Origin of the sequence: Mycolicibacterium neoaurum ATCC 25795 (genome assembly GCF_000691525.1) — a bacterium.
GTDB classification, from domain to species: domain Bacteria; phylum Actinomycetota; class Actinomycetes; order Mycobacteriales; family Mycobacteriaceae; genus Mycobacterium; species Mycobacterium neoaurum.
The window spans coordinates 94,705-108,476 of sequence record NZ_JMDW01000013.1 but is presented as its reverse complement, the minus strand read 5'-3'; the positions used below and the strand labels follow the sequence as shown (position 1 = coordinate 108,476).

13 protein-coding genes and 1 pseudogene are annotated in these 13,772 nt (G+C 67.9%); 8 read left to right on the top strand and 6 right to left on the bottom strand.

From position 1 onward, the window contains the following. Nucleotides 1–35: 35 nt before the first annotated feature. The 4 genes from ctaC to IC40_RS0119860 all read left to right on the top strand — a co-directional run bounded on the left by ctaC (nt 36) and on the right by IC40_RS0119860 (nt 3,127). A complete protein-coding gene (gene ctaC, locus IC40_RS0119875; RefSeq protein WP_030136436.1) occupies nt 36–1,076 on the top strand; it encodes an aa3-type cytochrome oxidase subunit II in 1,041 nt (346 codons plus the stop codon). Nucleotides 1,077–1,088: 12 nt separating this feature from the next. After that, nucleotides 1,089–1,508, top strand: coding sequence for a cytochrome c oxidase subunit 4 (locus IC40_RS0119870; protein ID WP_030136435.1), 420 nt, complete (start codon nt 1,089–1,091; stop codon nt 1,506–1,508). A gap of 132 nt (nt 1,509–1,640) precedes the next feature. Beyond that, nucleotides 1,641–2,462: an MmpS family transport accessory protein gene (locus IC40_RS0119865; protein WP_030136434.1), complete on the top strand. Its 822-nt coding sequence runs from the start codon at nt 1,641–1,643 to the stop codon at nt 2,460–2,462. Next, the gene (locus IC40_RS0119860; RefSeq protein ID WP_030136433.1) at nt 2,462–3,127 is read left to right on the top strand and encodes a DUF2561 family protein; all 666 of its coding nucleotides are present in this window, start codon (nt 2,462–2,464) and stop codon (nt 3,125–3,127) included. Before IC40_RS0119865 ends, IC40_RS0119860 begins: the two co-directional genes overlap by 1 nt. 104 nt (nt 3,128–3,231) lie before the next feature. Here the strand turns inward: IC40_RS0119860 and IC40_RS26630 are convergent. The 5 genes and pseudogenes from IC40_RS26630 to ctaE form a co-directional block, all read right to left on the bottom strand. After that, nucleotides 3,232–3,810 (bottom strand): annotated as a pseudogene (locus tag IC40_RS26630) (mycothiol transferase). Between the two features lie 88 nt (nt 3,811–3,898). Next, a complete protein-coding gene (gene qcrB, locus IC40_RS0119850) occupies nt 3,899–5,575 on the bottom strand; it encodes a cytochrome bc1 complex cytochrome b subunit (protein ID WP_030136432.1) in 1,677 nt (558 codons plus the stop codon). Then, nucleotides 5,572–6,768 carry a cytochrome bc1 complex Rieske iron-sulfur subunit gene (qcrA, locus tag IC40_RS0119845; RefSeq protein WP_030136431.1) on the bottom strand — a complete coding sequence of 399 codons (1,197 nt, stop codon included), beginning with the start codon at nt 6,766–6,768 and terminating at the stop codon, nt 5,572–5,574. The genes qcrB and qcrA overlap by 4 nt, the downstream gene beginning before the upstream one ends. Further along, complete coding sequence (qcrC, locus tag IC40_RS0119840) at nt 6,765–7,595, bottom strand: cytochrome bc1 complex diheme cytochrome c subunit (protein ID WP_081843498.1); 831 nt, start codon at nt 7,593–7,595, stop codon at nt 6,765–6,767. Before qcrC ends, qcrA begins: the two co-directional genes overlap by 4 nt. A gap of 32 nt (nt 7,596–7,627) precedes the next feature. Further along, entirely contained in the window at nt 7,628–8,239 is a 612-nt protein-coding gene (ctaE, locus tag IC40_RS0119835) for an aa3-type cytochrome oxidase subunit III (protein ID WP_081843494.1), read from the bottom strand. A 126-nt stretch (nt 8,240–8,365) separates the two neighbouring features. Here ctaE and trpD point away from each other — a divergent pair, with 126 nt between their 5' ends. Next, nucleotides 8,366–9,451, top strand: a complete 1,086-nt coding sequence (gene trpD / locus IC40_RS27625) for an anthranilate phosphoribosyltransferase (protein WP_030136428.1) — start codon at nt 8,366–8,368, stop codon at nt 9,449–9,451. Here the strand turns inward: trpD and IC40_RS27620 are convergent. Further along, nucleotides 9,429–11,240: a DEDD exonuclease domain-containing protein gene (locus IC40_RS27620; protein WP_234411614.1), complete on the bottom strand. Its 1,812-nt coding sequence runs from the start codon at nt 11,238–11,240 to the stop codon at nt 9,429–9,431. The genes trpD and IC40_RS27620 overlap by 23 nt on opposite strands. Nucleotides 11,241–11,379: 139 nt before the next feature. Between IC40_RS27620 and IC40_RS0119820 the strand changes: the two genes are divergently transcribed. The 3 genes from IC40_RS0119820 (at nt 11,380) to IC40_RS0119810 (ending at nt 13,769) form a co-directional block, all read left to right on the top strand. Next, nucleotides 11,380–11,655: a hypothetical protein gene (locus IC40_RS0119820; RefSeq protein ID WP_036470400.1), complete on the top strand. Its 276-nt coding sequence runs from the start codon at nt 11,380–11,382 to the stop codon at nt 11,653–11,655. A gap of 154 nt (nt 11,656–11,809) precedes the next feature. Continuing rightward, nucleotides 11,810–12,943, top strand: a complete 1,134-nt coding sequence (ripC, locus tag IC40_RS0119815) for a peptidoglycan hydrolase RipC (RefSeq protein WP_030136425.1) — start codon at nt 11,810–11,812, stop codon at nt 12,941–12,943. 55 nt (nt 12,944–12,998) lie between these two features. Beyond that, entirely contained in the window at nt 12,999–13,769 is a 771-nt protein-coding gene (locus IC40_RS0119810) for a peptidase (protein ID WP_110783366.1), read from the top strand. Nucleotides 13,770–13,772 lie beyond the last annotated feature (3 nt).

Below are 13,772 nucleotides of genomic sequence, written 5' to 3'. Positions count from 1 at the left end.
CTGCGGTTCACCGACTTCATCTAGGAGGCGCCAACGTGACCGCTCGCGGGGCCCGTTTGGTGGCGTTGTCATTGGTTTTGGGTGGCATGGCCATCCTGCTGAGCGGCTGCAGCTACCAGGAGATCTTCGGACTCGGCTGGCCGCAGGGCATCACCCCGGAGGCGCGGTTGAACCGCGACCTGTGGGTGTGGTCGGTCATCGCCTCGTTCGTCGTCGGCGGCATCGTGTGGGCGCTGATCTTCTGGACCAGCGTCTTCCACCGGAAGAAGGCGACCGATACCGAGCTGCCCCGTCAGTTCGGTTACAACATGCCGCTTGAGCTCGTGCTCACCGTCGTGCCGTTCCTGATCATCTCGGTGCTCTTCTACTTCACCGTGGTGGTGCAGGAGCGGATGCTGCACAAGGATCCCAATCCCGAGGTGGTCGTCGACGTCACCGCCTTCCAGTGGAACTGGAAGTTCGGCTACCAGAAGGTCGATTTCGCCGACGGCACCATGGATTACGACGGCGTCGACAATGCGCGCAAGGAAGCCATGCGCTCGGTGCCCGAGGGTGTCGATGAGCACGGTATCGAGCGTGTCGGTCCGTTGGCCGGCAAGAACAGCGAAGACCGCAGCTACCTGAACTTCAACAAGATCGAGACCATCGGTACCAGCACCGAGATCCCGGTCCTGGTGTTGCCCAAGGGTAAGCGCATCGAGTTCATCATCTCCTCGGCCGACGTGATCCACGGCTTCTGGGTGCCCGAGTTCCTGTTCAAGCGGGACGTGCTGCCCAACCCCAAGGAGAACAACTCCGACAACGTGTTCCAGGTCAGCGAGATTGAGCAGACCGGCGCCTTCGTCGGGCGCTGCACCGAAATGTGCGGCACCTACCACGCGATGATGAACTTCGAGGTTCGTGTCGTCGAACCCAACGACTTCAAGGCCTACCTGGAGTATCGGGAGGCCAATCCGGAGGCCACCAACGCCCAGGCGTTGCAGGCCATCGGTCAGGATCCGCTGGCCACCACCACCTTCCCGTTCGACACCCGCCGCGGTGAGCAGGTCGGTGCACCCGCGCAGGCGAGCAAGTAAGGACGACGACGCATGCATATCGAAGCCCGGCTGTTCGAATTCCTGACCGGATTCTTCGTGTTGGCCTCCGTGGTGTACGCAGTGCTGACCGCGCTGTTCGCCACCGGCGGCATCGAGTGGGCCGGGACCACCGCGCTGGTGCTGTCCACCGGTCTGACACTCATCACGGGAACGTTCTTCCGCTTCGTGGCACGTCGCCTGGACACCCGGCCCGAGGATTACGAGGATGCCGAAATCAGTGACGGCGCAGGCGAGTTGGGCTTCTACAGCCCGCATAGCTGGTGGCCGATCCTGATCGCGCTGTCCTTCTCGACCGCCGCCGTCGGTGCCGCACTGTGGCTGCCCTGGCTGATCGTCGCGGGCATCTGCTTCGTGCTGGCTTCGGCCGCCGGCCTGGTCTTCGAGTACTACACCGGCCCCGAGAAGCACTGACCCACCTTCGGCCAGGTCACAACCGTGCGTCAGTTCGTCGGCGTACCGTGTCGGCCCGGTCCGCACGGCCGCGGTGTTGGGTAATCTTGCCGAGGCAGCAGTCGAGAAGGATAGGCCGAGGTTTAGTTGCAGATGAGCGGGCCGTCAGGACCGGAGTCTTCGGGTGGGGACAGGGATAAGACGTCCCGGTCCGACGAGACCGATATCCATTCGCGGGCGTACTCCGCCCCCGAATCCGAGCAGTTCGTAAGCGCTCCGTACGTGCCGCCGGATCCGGCGCTCTATGACTATGACAACTATGCGCCGCTGGATCCCGAGGATGACCGGCCGCCGCGGTGGCCGTGGGTGGTCGGCGTCGTCGCCATCGTCGCCGCCATCTCCCTCGTCGCATCCGTCGCTCTGTTGGTGACCCGTACCGACAGCGACAACATGGCCAACCCGACGACGTCCACCACGACGGCGCCGCCGGTGCAGGACGCGATCACCACGACCACGCCACCGCCGCCACCCCCGCCGCCGCCGACCACCGAGGCGCCGCCGCCCCCGCCACCGGAGACGGTGACGGTGACCCAGGAGCCGCCGCCCCCGCCCCCTCCGCCGCCGGCCGAAGAACCCGCGCCGCCGCCGGCCACCAGCGAGGCCCCGCCACCGCCGCCACCTCCGACGACGACGCGACCCGCGGGACCGCGGCAGGTCACCTACACGGTGACCGGAACGAAGGCCCCCGGTGACATCATCACCGTCACCTATATCGACGCGTCGGGGCGCAGCCGCACCCAGCGCAACGTCTACATTCCCTGGTCACTGACGGTGACCCCGATATCGCAGTCGGAGGTGGGCTCGGTGCAAGCGTCCAGTCTGTTCCTGGTGAGCCGGCTGAATTGCTCCATCACCACCAGCGACGGGACGGTCCTGTCGTCCAATACCGGCAACGCCGCCCAGACGAGCTGCTGATGCCGGATATCACGACACCAAGGACATCGCGGACACTGTCGGGCCCACCCGATCTGGACCGCATCCTGCTCGGCGTGTGCGCCGCGGTGTGGCTGGCCGCGCTCGGCGTCTCCGTCGCGGCGGTGGTGCGCCTCGTCGACCTCGGCAGTGGGCGCGGCACCGTGCGCGCCGAACTCGCCGAGGCCTCCGGTTCGGAGACACCGTGGGTGCTCTACACCGTCATCGGGGTGTCCGCCGTTGTCATCGCGGTGGCGATCCCGCTGCTGATCCGGGCCCGTAAGCAGAGCAGCGAGCGACCGGTGCGCAGCTTCACCCCCGCCGGGGGTTCGGTGTCCGAGGACATCGCCGCGATCACGCCCCGGCCGGGCCGACGCCGCGCCGCCGAGACGCCGATCGGCGGCGCCGAGACCACCGTGCGTGCCGGCGCGTTGCCCGCGGTCGTGGAACAGGTGTACCTGCGCTGCACGGCGGGCGTGCTCGCCGCGGTGGGCGCCGGCACCCTGGCGGTGGCTGTCGCGACCTACCTGCTGGCCGGTGACAACGAGACAGGGGCGATCGCGCTCTTCATCATCGCCGGGCTGGTCACCCTGGCCATGCCGGTGCTGCCGTGGTTCTTCCTGCGTGAGTTGCGCGCGGTGCTGGGGCTGGGCACACCCGCCGCCTGAGGGTTGCTCGGGGCGACGGGCGTCTCCCTGGCTTCGGTCGTGACGGCGGGTTGGCCGCCGACACTGAGCTGGGTAGGAGATTCGGCCCCCGGACCTACATGACTTCAGTGTCGACGCGGGCGCCAATCCTGCGGCAGATCCTCGCCCACCAGTCCGTCGACGGCCTCCCGCAGCAGATCGGCATGCCCGGTATGCCTGCCGTACTCCTCGATCAGATCGCACACGCTGCGCCGCAGGCTCGCCCGGCGACCGTCGGCCCAGACGATGCTCACCGGTTAGTCAAGGCCACCGTCGGCCAGCGCCGCCGCGAGCCTGGTCCGCGACCGCGCGACGGTGTCATCCCAGAGCGCGTACAGCTGGGCGGGGGAGTCCTGCGCCGCTGAGGTGAAATCCCAATCCGGGTCGGCATCCCAGTCGGCTTCGTCCTGATAAACGCTGTCCCAGGGCTCACCCATGGCCGAATCGTCCAGGCCCGGACCGAAGCGCTGGGCCTCGGCGCGGGCCAGGTGCTTGAGCAACCCGCCGAGGGTCAGTGTGGACGCCCCGATTCGGGTGCCCAGCCCGGCGGCATCCAGGCCGTCGGCCTTCCACCGGAACGTGTACCGCAGCCGGTCCAGTGCGCCCAGCAGATGTTGTTCCTCAGAGCCGGACAGGGGTGGCTCCCACGGCGGGTCGACGGCCATGAGCCTCAGACTAGCCACCGGGGTAGGGGAGTGGGGACACGAAAAAGGCCCGCGCAGTCAGACTGCGCGGGCCTCTTTCGATCAACTTCTAGTGGTGCCCGTTGGAGCCGTTTCCGTTCGAGCCATGGCCGTTCGAGCCATGGCCGTTCGAGCCGTTGGTGCCCTGGCTCTTGCTGAGCACGGCGAGCGCCCGGTGCTCGGCGGCGTGGGCCGCCTCGGTCAGCGCCTCGTGCTCCTCGATCGGATCGGCCTTGAGGAAGCTGCCGGTACCCGGCGACCCTGCGGACCCGAGCTTGTTCATCCGCTTCGGCAGCGCGGCACCCTGGTACTCCAGCGGAATCGGGTGTCCGTGCTCGTCGACCGGGCCGAGCGGCTGGTGCAGCTCGATGTAGGCGCCGTGCGGGAGGCGGGTGATGATGCCCGTCTCGATACCGTGCTCAAGCACCGCACGGTCACTGCGCTGCAGGCTGATCGCCCACCTATAGGTGATGTAGTAGACGATCATCGGAAGCACGACCATGCCGATACGGCCGATCCACGTGGTCGCGTTCAGCGAGATGTGGAACTTCAGCGCGATGATGTCGTTCATGCACATGAAGGTCAGCAGGATGTAGAACGAGATCGCCGCGGCACCCACAGCGGTCCGTGTCGGAGCGTCACGGGGACGCTGCAACAGGTTGTGGTGGGCATCGTCGCCGGTGAGCTTCTTCTCGATGAAGGGGTAGGCCATCAGCAGCACGAAGACCAGGCCCATGCCCATGGCGACCCACACCGACTGCGGGATGGTGTAGTTGCCGATGTAGAACTCCCAGGCCGGCCAGGTTCGGGCCAGGCCGTCGGTCCACATCATGTAGAAGTCCGGCTGGCTACCCGCCGAGATCTGCGAGGGCTTGTACGGGCCGAGCACCCAGATCGGGTTGATCTGCAGCAGACCGCCCATCAGGCCCAGCAGACCGGTGATCATGGCGAAGAAGGCGCCCGACTTGACCGCGAACACCGGCATGACGCGCACGCCGACGACGTTCTTCTCGGTGCGGCCGGGGCCGGGGAACTGGGTGTGCTTCTGGAACCACACCAGCGCCATGTGCACGCCGATGAGCGCGAGCATGATGCCCGGGATCAGCAGGATGTGCAGGGCATACAGGCGCGGGATGATGATCTCGCCGGGGAAGTCGCCGCCGAACAGCGCCCAGTGCAACCAGGTTCCGATGACCGGCATACCCAGGGTGATCGAGGAGAACGCGGCGCGCAGGCCGGTGCCGGAAAGCAGGTCGTCGGGCAGCGAGTAGCCGAAGTAACCCTCGAACATCGCCAGGATCAGCAGCAGCGAGCCGATCACCCAGTTGGCCTCGCGTGGTCTGCGGAACGCACCGGTGAAGAAGATGCGCGCGAGGTGGACCATGATCGACGCCGCGAACAGCAGTGCCGCCCAGTGGTGGACCTGCCGCACGAACAGGCCGCCGCGGACCTCGAAGCTGATCTCCAGCGCCGATTCGTAGGCCCGTGACATCTGGATGCCGCGCAGCGGCTGGTAGACGCCGTCGTAGGTGACGTGTGCCATCGACGGATCGAAGAACAGCGTCAACCACACACCGGTGATCAGCAGGATGATGAAGCTGTACAGCGCGATCTCGCCCAGCAGGAAGGACCAGTGGGTGGGGAAGACCTTGTTCAGGACTCCGCGCCGCACCGCCTCCGAGGGGTGATAGCGGGAATCGATCGCATCACCTTGTGCGGCTGCGATATCAGCGAGCTTGGGACTCATGATTTCCGCTCCCAGAATGCCGGTCCGACGGGTTCGATGAAGTCGCCGTTGGCGACCAGATAGCCGTCCTTGTCGATGGTAATGGGCAGCTGCGCCAAGGCTCGGGCAGCGGGGCCGAAGATCGGGCGTGCGAAGTGCAACGCGTCGAACTGCGACTGGTGGCACGGGCACAGGATCCGGTAGGTCTGCTGCTCGTACAGCGACGACGGGCAGCCCAGGTGTGAGCAGACCTTCGTGTAGGCGAACAGCTCACCGAAGTTGAAGCTCTCCTGGCCCTGACGCTTGACCACGCGCGGCATGTCCTGCGGCTTGATGCGGATGAGCATCACCGGGTTGCGCACCCCCATGGCGATCTCGAACAGGTGGTGCGACGACTCGACGGTGGTGCCGTCGCCGTCGGACTCACGCCACGGGAACACGGTCTCCATGCCGCCAGCGTCGATGTCCTCGGGACGCATCTTGACGAATGCCGACTCGCCGGGCAGACCGGTCGCGCGGGCCACGTAGATGGTCTCGCCCTCGTAGCGGGGGGTCCAGCCGGAGGTCCACAGCACGGCCTTCTTGCCCTCGGCGGTCGGGACGACCGGCTTCCACGGGTTCTTGATCAGACCGCCCAGGAAGGCCACCAGCGTGCCAAGACCGAACGCGCCGAGGCCGATACCCATCGACAGGCCGATCAGCTTGCGCCGCTTGATCGTCGAACCCTCGAGCGCATCGGTCAGGTTCGCGACGACGGTCTTGCGGTGGATCTCCGCCGAGGCGCCGTCGTGACGGTCCTGGATGGTGATCTCTTCGGGGATGAACTTCTTCTGGAAGAGCACCGCGCCGACACCGATGGCCAGGATCGACAGACCGAAGGTCAGGCCGTAGAGCGGGGTGGCCAGCGTGTAGAGGCGTTCGCCCTCACCGCCGTAGGGGACGTACTCCCACGGCCAGAACAGGAAGACCAGCAGCAGGGCCAAGCCGGAGAAACCGCCGAGCAACAACCAGTAGGCGACGGTGCGCGAGGCGCGCTTCTCGGCCTTGGTTCCCTCGACCGGCCAGCGCGGCTCCTTGTAGACGATCTCGACACCGTCGAGTTTGCCGCCCAGTTCGAGCAGTTCCTCGCGGGACATCTTCGCGAGTTCTTCGTCGCTCGGCTGGCCGGGAACCGGCCCGCCGGAGGTGTCACTACCCTTGATGTTCGCGCTCATGCACGAGCTCCGATCCACATCGTGATGCCGACTGCGGCCACGATCCCGATGATCCAGATGGCCATGCCTTCAGTGGTGGGGCCGAAGCCGCCGAGACCGTAGCCGCCGGGATCCGGGGTGTTGGCCGCCTCGACCACATAGGTGACGATGTCGGCCTTTTCCTCGGGGGTGAGCTGACGATCCGAGAACTTCGGCATGTTCTGGGGTCCGGTGAGCATCGCGGTGTACACCTGCGCGGGGACCTTCGCGGCCTCACCGAGGTCGGGGGCGTACTTACCGGAGGACAGGGCTCCGCCCTTGCCGGTGAAGTTGTGGCAGGACGCGCAGTTCAACCGGAACAGGTCGCCACCGCGGGCGACATCGCCGGCCAGCAGGGACTCATCGGCGATCTGGCCGTTGGCCTCGCGCGGGACGATGGGGCCGCCACCGTTGGCCTGGACGTAGGCGCCCAGTGCGTCGATCTGATGCTCGTCGAAGACCGGCGCCTTGCGCGGGGCCTGCGCCTCGCCACGCATCGCGGGCATGCGGCCGGTGGAGACCTGGAAGTACACGGCCGCCTCACCGGTGCCGATCAGGCTGGGCCCGCGGTCGGTCACACCCTGCAGGTTCGCGCCGTGGCAGCTGATGCACGACGTGTCGAACAGCTGCTTACCGGTGCGCAGCAGCGCCGACTGCGATTCGTCGGCCACCGCCACCTGAGGTGTCGGCGTCAGCGTTGCGGCGACTACACCGGCTGCCGACAACCCGAGCAGCAGCAGCAACGCTGCCGACACACGGCGTCGAAACCGACGGCGGGACTTGGTGGACGACATCGATCCCCTTCTCATCTTTGAGGTCAACGGACGCATCGGCGAGCCGGTCACCGTACGAAGTAGATGACTGCGAACAGCGCGATCCACACGATGTCGACGAAGTGCCAGTAGTACGACACGACGATCGCGGCGGTGGCCTGTGCGGGTGTGAACTTGCTCATCCGGGTACGGATCAGCAGGAAGACGAAGGCGACCAGACCGCCGATGACGTGCAGGCCGTGGAAGCCGGTGGCCAGATAGAACACCGACCCGTAGGCACTGCCCGGGATCGTGGTGCCGTGCTCCACCAGGTGGATGTACTCGTAGCCCTGGCCGAGCACGAAGAACAGGCCCATCAGGAAGGTGATGACATACCAGCGGCGCAGGCCGAAGACGTCACCGCGCTCGGCGGCGAACACACCCATCTGGCAGGTGAAGGAGGAGGCGACCAGCACCGCGGTGACCGGTACGGCCAACCACAGATTCAGCTCGGTCGGCTCGGGCGGCCATGCACCCTGTGCCTGAGCCCGCGCGGTGAAATACATCGCGAACAGCCCAGCAAAGAACATCAGCTCACTGGAAAGCCACACGATGGTGCCGACACTGACCATATTCGGCCTGTTCAGCGAATGTACGCGGGAGGTAATCGCGGTCCCCGAGGTCCCAACAGCGCTCGTCACAGGTGCAAGTATGACGCTTTGTAGTTGACGAACACCAGCCGGGTTCACAATTGGCCCCAAACCCGGGGCGGTGCACCACTGGTGACGGCCGGATAACGGTGCGTGCACGGGCGATAACATCACGGCGTGTCATCCGCTGAGAACGTCTCCGAGAACTTCACCTGGCCCCTGATCCTGGGTCGGCTCACCACCCATCAGGATCTGTTGCGCGGCCAGTCGGCGTGGGCGATGGACCAGATCATGACGGGCTCGGCCACCCCGGCGCAGATCTCCGGGTTCGCGGTCGCGATGCGGATGAAGCGACCGACGTCGGCGGAGGTGACCGAACTGGCCGACACGATGCTCAAGCATGCCCGCCGAATCCCGGCCGCACTGATCGGTGACCGGGCGGCCGAGGCCGTGGATATCGTCGGCACCGGCGGCGACGGCGCCAACACCGTGAACCTGTCGACCATGGCCTCCATCGTGACCGCGGCCTCCGGCATCCCGGTGGTCAAACACGGCAACCGCGCCGCCTCGTCGCTGTCCGGTGGCGCCGACACCCTCGAAGCGCTGGGCGTACGCATCGACCTGGGACCCGACGAGGTCGCCCGCAGCGTCGCCGAGGTCGGTATCGCCTTCGCCTTCGCGCCGCAGTTCCATCCGTCCTACCGGCATGCCTCGGTGGTCCGCCGCGAGATCGGCGTGCCGACGGTCTTCAATCTGCTCGGCCCGCTGACCAACCCGGCCGCGCCGCGCGCCGGACTGTTCGGCTGCGCCTGGGGTGATCTGGCGGAGGTGATGGCCGGCGTCTTCGCCGCCCGTGGCGCCAGCGCACTTGTGGTGCACGGCGATGACGGTCTCGACGAACTGACCACGACGACCACCAGCACCATCTGGCGGGTGCAGGCGGGCACGGTGGACCGGCTGACGCTGGACCCCGCCGCATTCGGTTTCCAGCGGGCCGATCTCAGCGAGCTCGTCGGCGGCGATGCCGAGGCCAACGCCGCCTCGGTGCGCGCGGTACTCGGCGGGGCTCAGGGCCCGGTGCGCGATGCGGTGATCCTCAACGCCGCCGGCGCCATGGTCGCCCATGCCGGACTGACCAGCGACGCGCAGTGGACGCCGTCCTGGGAGTCCGCGCTGGCCCGGGCCGCCGAGTCCATCGACTCCGGCGCGGCCGAGCGGCTGCTGGCCAACTGGGTGCGGTTTACCCAGAAGGCCGCAGGCTGACCCGGTCCGTACGGCGCGGCGGATGCACGCCGTAGCGATCGTCGAGCAGATCGGTGTCGGGGCGGCTCGCCGCCAGCTGCGCGGTGCGCGCGCGGGCCGCCCAGCGCGCCCAGTGCGCCGTGGATCCGATCGGTGACGCATAGCCGGGTTCGGCGGTCACGATGCGCACACCCGGAGCGGCCAGCCAGCGGGCGATCAACCCCGTCTCTTCGACCAACGCCCCGCCCAGCGGAGCGTCCTCGGGCAGGATCGTCTGGGCGGCAGCGGTGATGGCCTCGACCACCGGCATCGGCGGAACACCGCGGCGGGCGCACCCGGCCGAGGCGAGCTGGCCGTGCCGGATCACCGCGAGATGCCAGCCGCCCTGGCCGTCCGGCTGTGCGGCCACGATCTGATCGACGTCGGCAAGAGCGCGCAGTTGTTGTCCGCGGGCGATCTTCTCGACCGCGGTCGCGGTGTGATCGCGTAATCGGGCCGCGGTCTCATAGCGGTGTTGCCCGGCCAGCTCCTCGATCAGGCCGACGACATGGGCGATGACGCCGTGGTCGGCGCCGTCGATCAGGTCCGCCGCCCGGCGCGCGGCGGGGGCGTACCCGGCCATATCCGCACCGGGCACGGCGGGGCAGGGGGAGAGCTCGCGTTCGGCGCAGCGGTGCAGCGCGCTGCGGGACAGCCGGGCGGTGCAGGTGCGCAGCCCGGCGCCGCGGGCCAGCACCTCGGCGCTGTCGACCGCGTCGGCCCGTGCGGTGAACGGCCCCAGCGCGCGGGGGCCGCGCGGGCGGCGGACCACGGACAACCGGGGGAATGCCTCGTCGGTCAGGGTGATCCACCACCACTTTCGCGGGAATTTCGACCGCCGGTTATAGGGCGGGGCGTGGGCCGCCAGCAGCCGCAGCTCGCGCACGCCTGCCTCCAGCTGATGCGCGCACTCCACATGGTCGACGCGGGTGGCCAGCGCCACCATCTCCTTCATCCGGGTGCGTGGATCGGCGCCGGTGAAGTACTGGCCGACGCGACGGCGGAGGTTGACCGCGGTGCCCACATAGAGCACCTCATCGGCGGGCCCGCGGAACAGGTAGACCCCCGGACTGCTCGGAACCCCTTGGGCCAGATGGCGTTTGCGGCGTTGCGGTGCGCTCTTGTCGGGTAGGTAGCCGCGCAGTTCGGCGTAGGTGTGCACGCCCTGGTTGCCGACGCGCTCGATCAGGCCGTGCAGCACGTCGACGGTGGCCCGGGCATCGTCGAGGGCCCGGTGCGTCGGGGTGGTCGAGGCACCGAACAGCCGGGCCAGTGCGGAGAGCTTCACGCTGGGCGCCTCGTCGCGGGTCAGTACCCGACGGGCGAGTTTGACCGTGCACAGCACCTGCGGTCGGGGCCAGGTCAGCCCCTGGCGTTGTGCGGCGGCCCGCAGGAAACCGATATCGAAACCGGCGTTGTGGGCGACCAGGACCGCGCCGCGGGAGAACTCCAGGAATGCCGGGAGAACCGTGTGGATCTTCGGGGCATCGCGCACCATTGCGGTGGTGATTCCGGTCAGCTCGACGATCTGCGGCGGGATCGCCCGGCCGGGGTCGACGAGCGTGGCCAGTTCCCCGAGCACGGCACCGCCGCGAATCTTGACAGCACCGATCTCGGTGATGGCGTCGTTGTCGCGACTACCGCCGGTGGTCTCCAGGTCGACCACCACGAAGGTCGTGTCGGCCAGCGCGATACCGGCTTCCGGATCGGCGAGCGGGTCGGCCCAACCGTCGGCTGAACCGTCGAGGTCGGCGAAGCTCAGCTGCGGCACACCGGTGACGGTAACCGTGGGCGGTGACAGCCGAACCGTGTCCGGACCCGCGGACGCTCGAAGGCGTGGCGTGTCGGTACCCGTCGTTACGGTGCGGGGGAATCGCCGGACGACCCGGCGCAGGGAAGGACGGACGGCCATGACACACCCGATGGGTGAGGATTTCGAGGAATTCACCGGTGCGGCACGGGTGCCCGGGGAGGGCTCGGTGACCATCGACTGCGATGACTGCGCCGTGCGCGGTCCGGGGTGCCAGGACTGCGTGGTCAGCGTGTTGCTCGGAGTTCCGGAAACTTTGCTGGACGACGAGCGTCAGGCGCTGGAGGTGCTGGCCGATGTCGGTTTGGCGCCGCGGCTGAGGCTGGTTCCGATCCGTCGAAACGGTGCCACGGATGGTAGAACTGGTGTGGCGTGATGACACGTGATGAACCACGGGAAGCAAAAATTTAATCCCGTGAGCCTGTTGAATTCACGCCCTCCGTTGGACAAGCCCGATGCCGTTTCGTAACCTGTTCGAGACCTAACAGTAGTTCGTCGCGGCTGACTCGCAGTTGTAAGGACGCAATACCTTGAGGCCTGATTTCTCGGACCGGCGTAAGCGTGGCGTTAAGCGAGCCCTCATCGGTGCGTTGGCCGGCCTGACCATCCTCGGTGGATCGCTGGCGACCGGCGTGCATGCCGACCCCGCCGAGGACGCCCTGGCAAAGCTCAACGAGCTGTCTCATCAGGCCGAGATCGCCACCGAGAACATGCATGCCGCGCAGCTCGATCTCGACGAGAAGCTGGCCGCGCAGGCCGCAGCCGAGGAAAAGCACAATGCCGACCTCGCAGCCGCCGACGCCGCGAAGGCCGACCTGGCAAAGTTCCAGACCTCGGTCAACAACATCGCAGCCGCGCAGTACATGGGTGGCCGAACCGACGGGTTGGACGCCATGCTGACGGCGAGCTCCCCGCAGGTGCTCATCGACCAGCTGGCCGTGCAGCGGGTGATGGCCACCGAGATGTCGGCCCAGATGCAGAACTTCAAGCAGACCAGCGCGCTGGCCGCGCAGGCGGAATCCGCCTCGGCGCGCTCGGCAGCAGATGCCAAGACCGCCGCCGAGCAGGCCGCTGCGGTGCGCGCCGATCTGCAATCCAAGCAAAGCAAGCTGCAGGTCGAGATCGCCGTCGTCAAGTCTCAGTACGAGCGGCTCACCCCGGCCCAGCGCGAGACCCTGGCCGCGATCCCGCCGGTGCCCGAGGGTGTCGTCCCGCCCGCGCCGGCACCGTTGCCCGCAGACGATCCCAGTGTGCTGGCAGCCCCGCCCGCGGGCATCCCGCCAGGTGATATCGCCCCGCCGGCCGCCGCGCCGGGGTCCGGTGGTGGCTCGGTCGCCGTGCAGGCCGCATTGACGCGGATCGGTTCGCCGTACTCGTGGGGTGCCGAGGGCCCCGGAGCCTTCGATTGCTCCGGTCTGGTCAAGTGGGCCTTCGGTCAGGCCGGGATCTCGCTGCCGCACTCCAGCTACGCCCTGGCCGCCGGTGGCCAACCGGTATCGACCGATCAGATGCAACCCGGTGACGTCGTCTCCTACTACTCCGACGCCTCGCATGTCGGGATCTACATCGGCAACGGCATGATGGTGCATGCCTCCACCTTCGGTCAGCCCGTCGTGGTTGCCCCGGTCAACAACGCACCCATCTACAACGTGCGCCGGTACTGACCAGCTGAAGGTCGCCCGTCGCGGCACACCCGCCGCCATCGTCGCCCTGGTCGCCATGGCCACCGCGGTGCTGCTCACTGCGTGCCACACCGCGTCGCCGCCGCCATCGGACGGTTCTGATGCCGGTGTCTCGACCACGTCGGCAGCGACAGCCACCACCACGTCGATCGCGTTGCCCGGCGACCGCACCGGCGCGCTACGGGGGCTCGGCGGTACGCGCAGTCGGCCGCTGATCGACCGGATCGCCGCGGAGCTGCCCGGCGCGGTGGATGCCGTCACCGCATTCTGGGGGCCGGACTGGCCCCGCGAGATCGTGGTCGTGGTGACCGAATCGGACGAGCAGTTCCGGGTGCTGGCCCACGGGAGCCCCGATATCGCGGCCGCCACCACCGCCGAGGGCATGGTGTTCGCTCCCGGCGCCGCCACTATGGGTGCCACCGCGCTGCGCATCGTGGTCCGCCACGAGCTGTTCCATTACGCGGCGCGTGCGCAGACGGTCGCCAGCGCTCCGCTGTGGTTGACCGAAGGGGTGGCCGACTACGTCGGTCGCCCGGCTCAACCGCCACCGCCGGATGGCGCGCAACTGGCACAGCTGCCCACGGATGCCGACCTGCAGACCGCCGGACCGGCGCGCTCGGACGCCTATGACCGGGCCTGGTGGTTCAGCCGGTTCGTCGCTGAGCGGTACGGCATCTCGGCGCTCAAAGCGCTCTACCTGCGGGCCTGCGGGGCCGGGCATCCCGACGCAGCGACCGCCGTGCGGGAGACCCTGGGCGCCGGTCTGGACGAGGTGGTGGCGCAATGGCGTGCCTGGATGACCCGATAGCGT

Bases quoted from the DNA above. Each gene is read 5' to 3' on its own strand.
- IC40_RS0119870 (WP_030136435.1), top strand. From the start codon at position 1,089: ATGCATATCGAAGCCCGGCTGTTCGAATTCCTGACCGGATTCTTCGTG.
- IC40_RS0119865 (WP_030136434.1), top strand. From the start codon at position 1,641: ATGAGCGGGCCGTCAGGACCGGAGTCTTCGGGTGGGGACAGGGATAAG.
- IC40_RS0119860 (WP_030136433.1), top strand. From the start codon at position 2,462: ATGCCGGATATCACGACACCAAGGACATCGCGGACACTGTCGGGCCCA.
- qcrB (WP_030136432.1), bottom strand. From the start codon at position 5,575: ATGAGTCCCAAGCTCGCTGATATCGCAGCCGCACAAGGTGATGCGATC.
- qcrA (WP_030136431.1), bottom strand. From the start codon at position 6,768: ATGAGCGCGAACATCAAGGGTAGTGACACCTCCGGCGGGCCGGTTCCC.
- qcrC (WP_081843498.1), bottom strand. From the start codon at position 7,595: ATGAGAAGGGGATCGATGTCGTCCACCAAGTCCCGCCGTCGGTTTCGA.
- IC40_RS0119820 (WP_036470400.1), top strand. From the start codon at position 11,380: ATGACACACCCGATGGGTGAGGATTTCGAGGAATTCACCGGTGCGGCA.
- IC40_RS0119810 (WP_110783366.1), top strand. From the start codon at position 12,999: ATGGCCACCGCGGTGCTGCTCACTGCGTGCCACACCGCGTCGCCGCCG.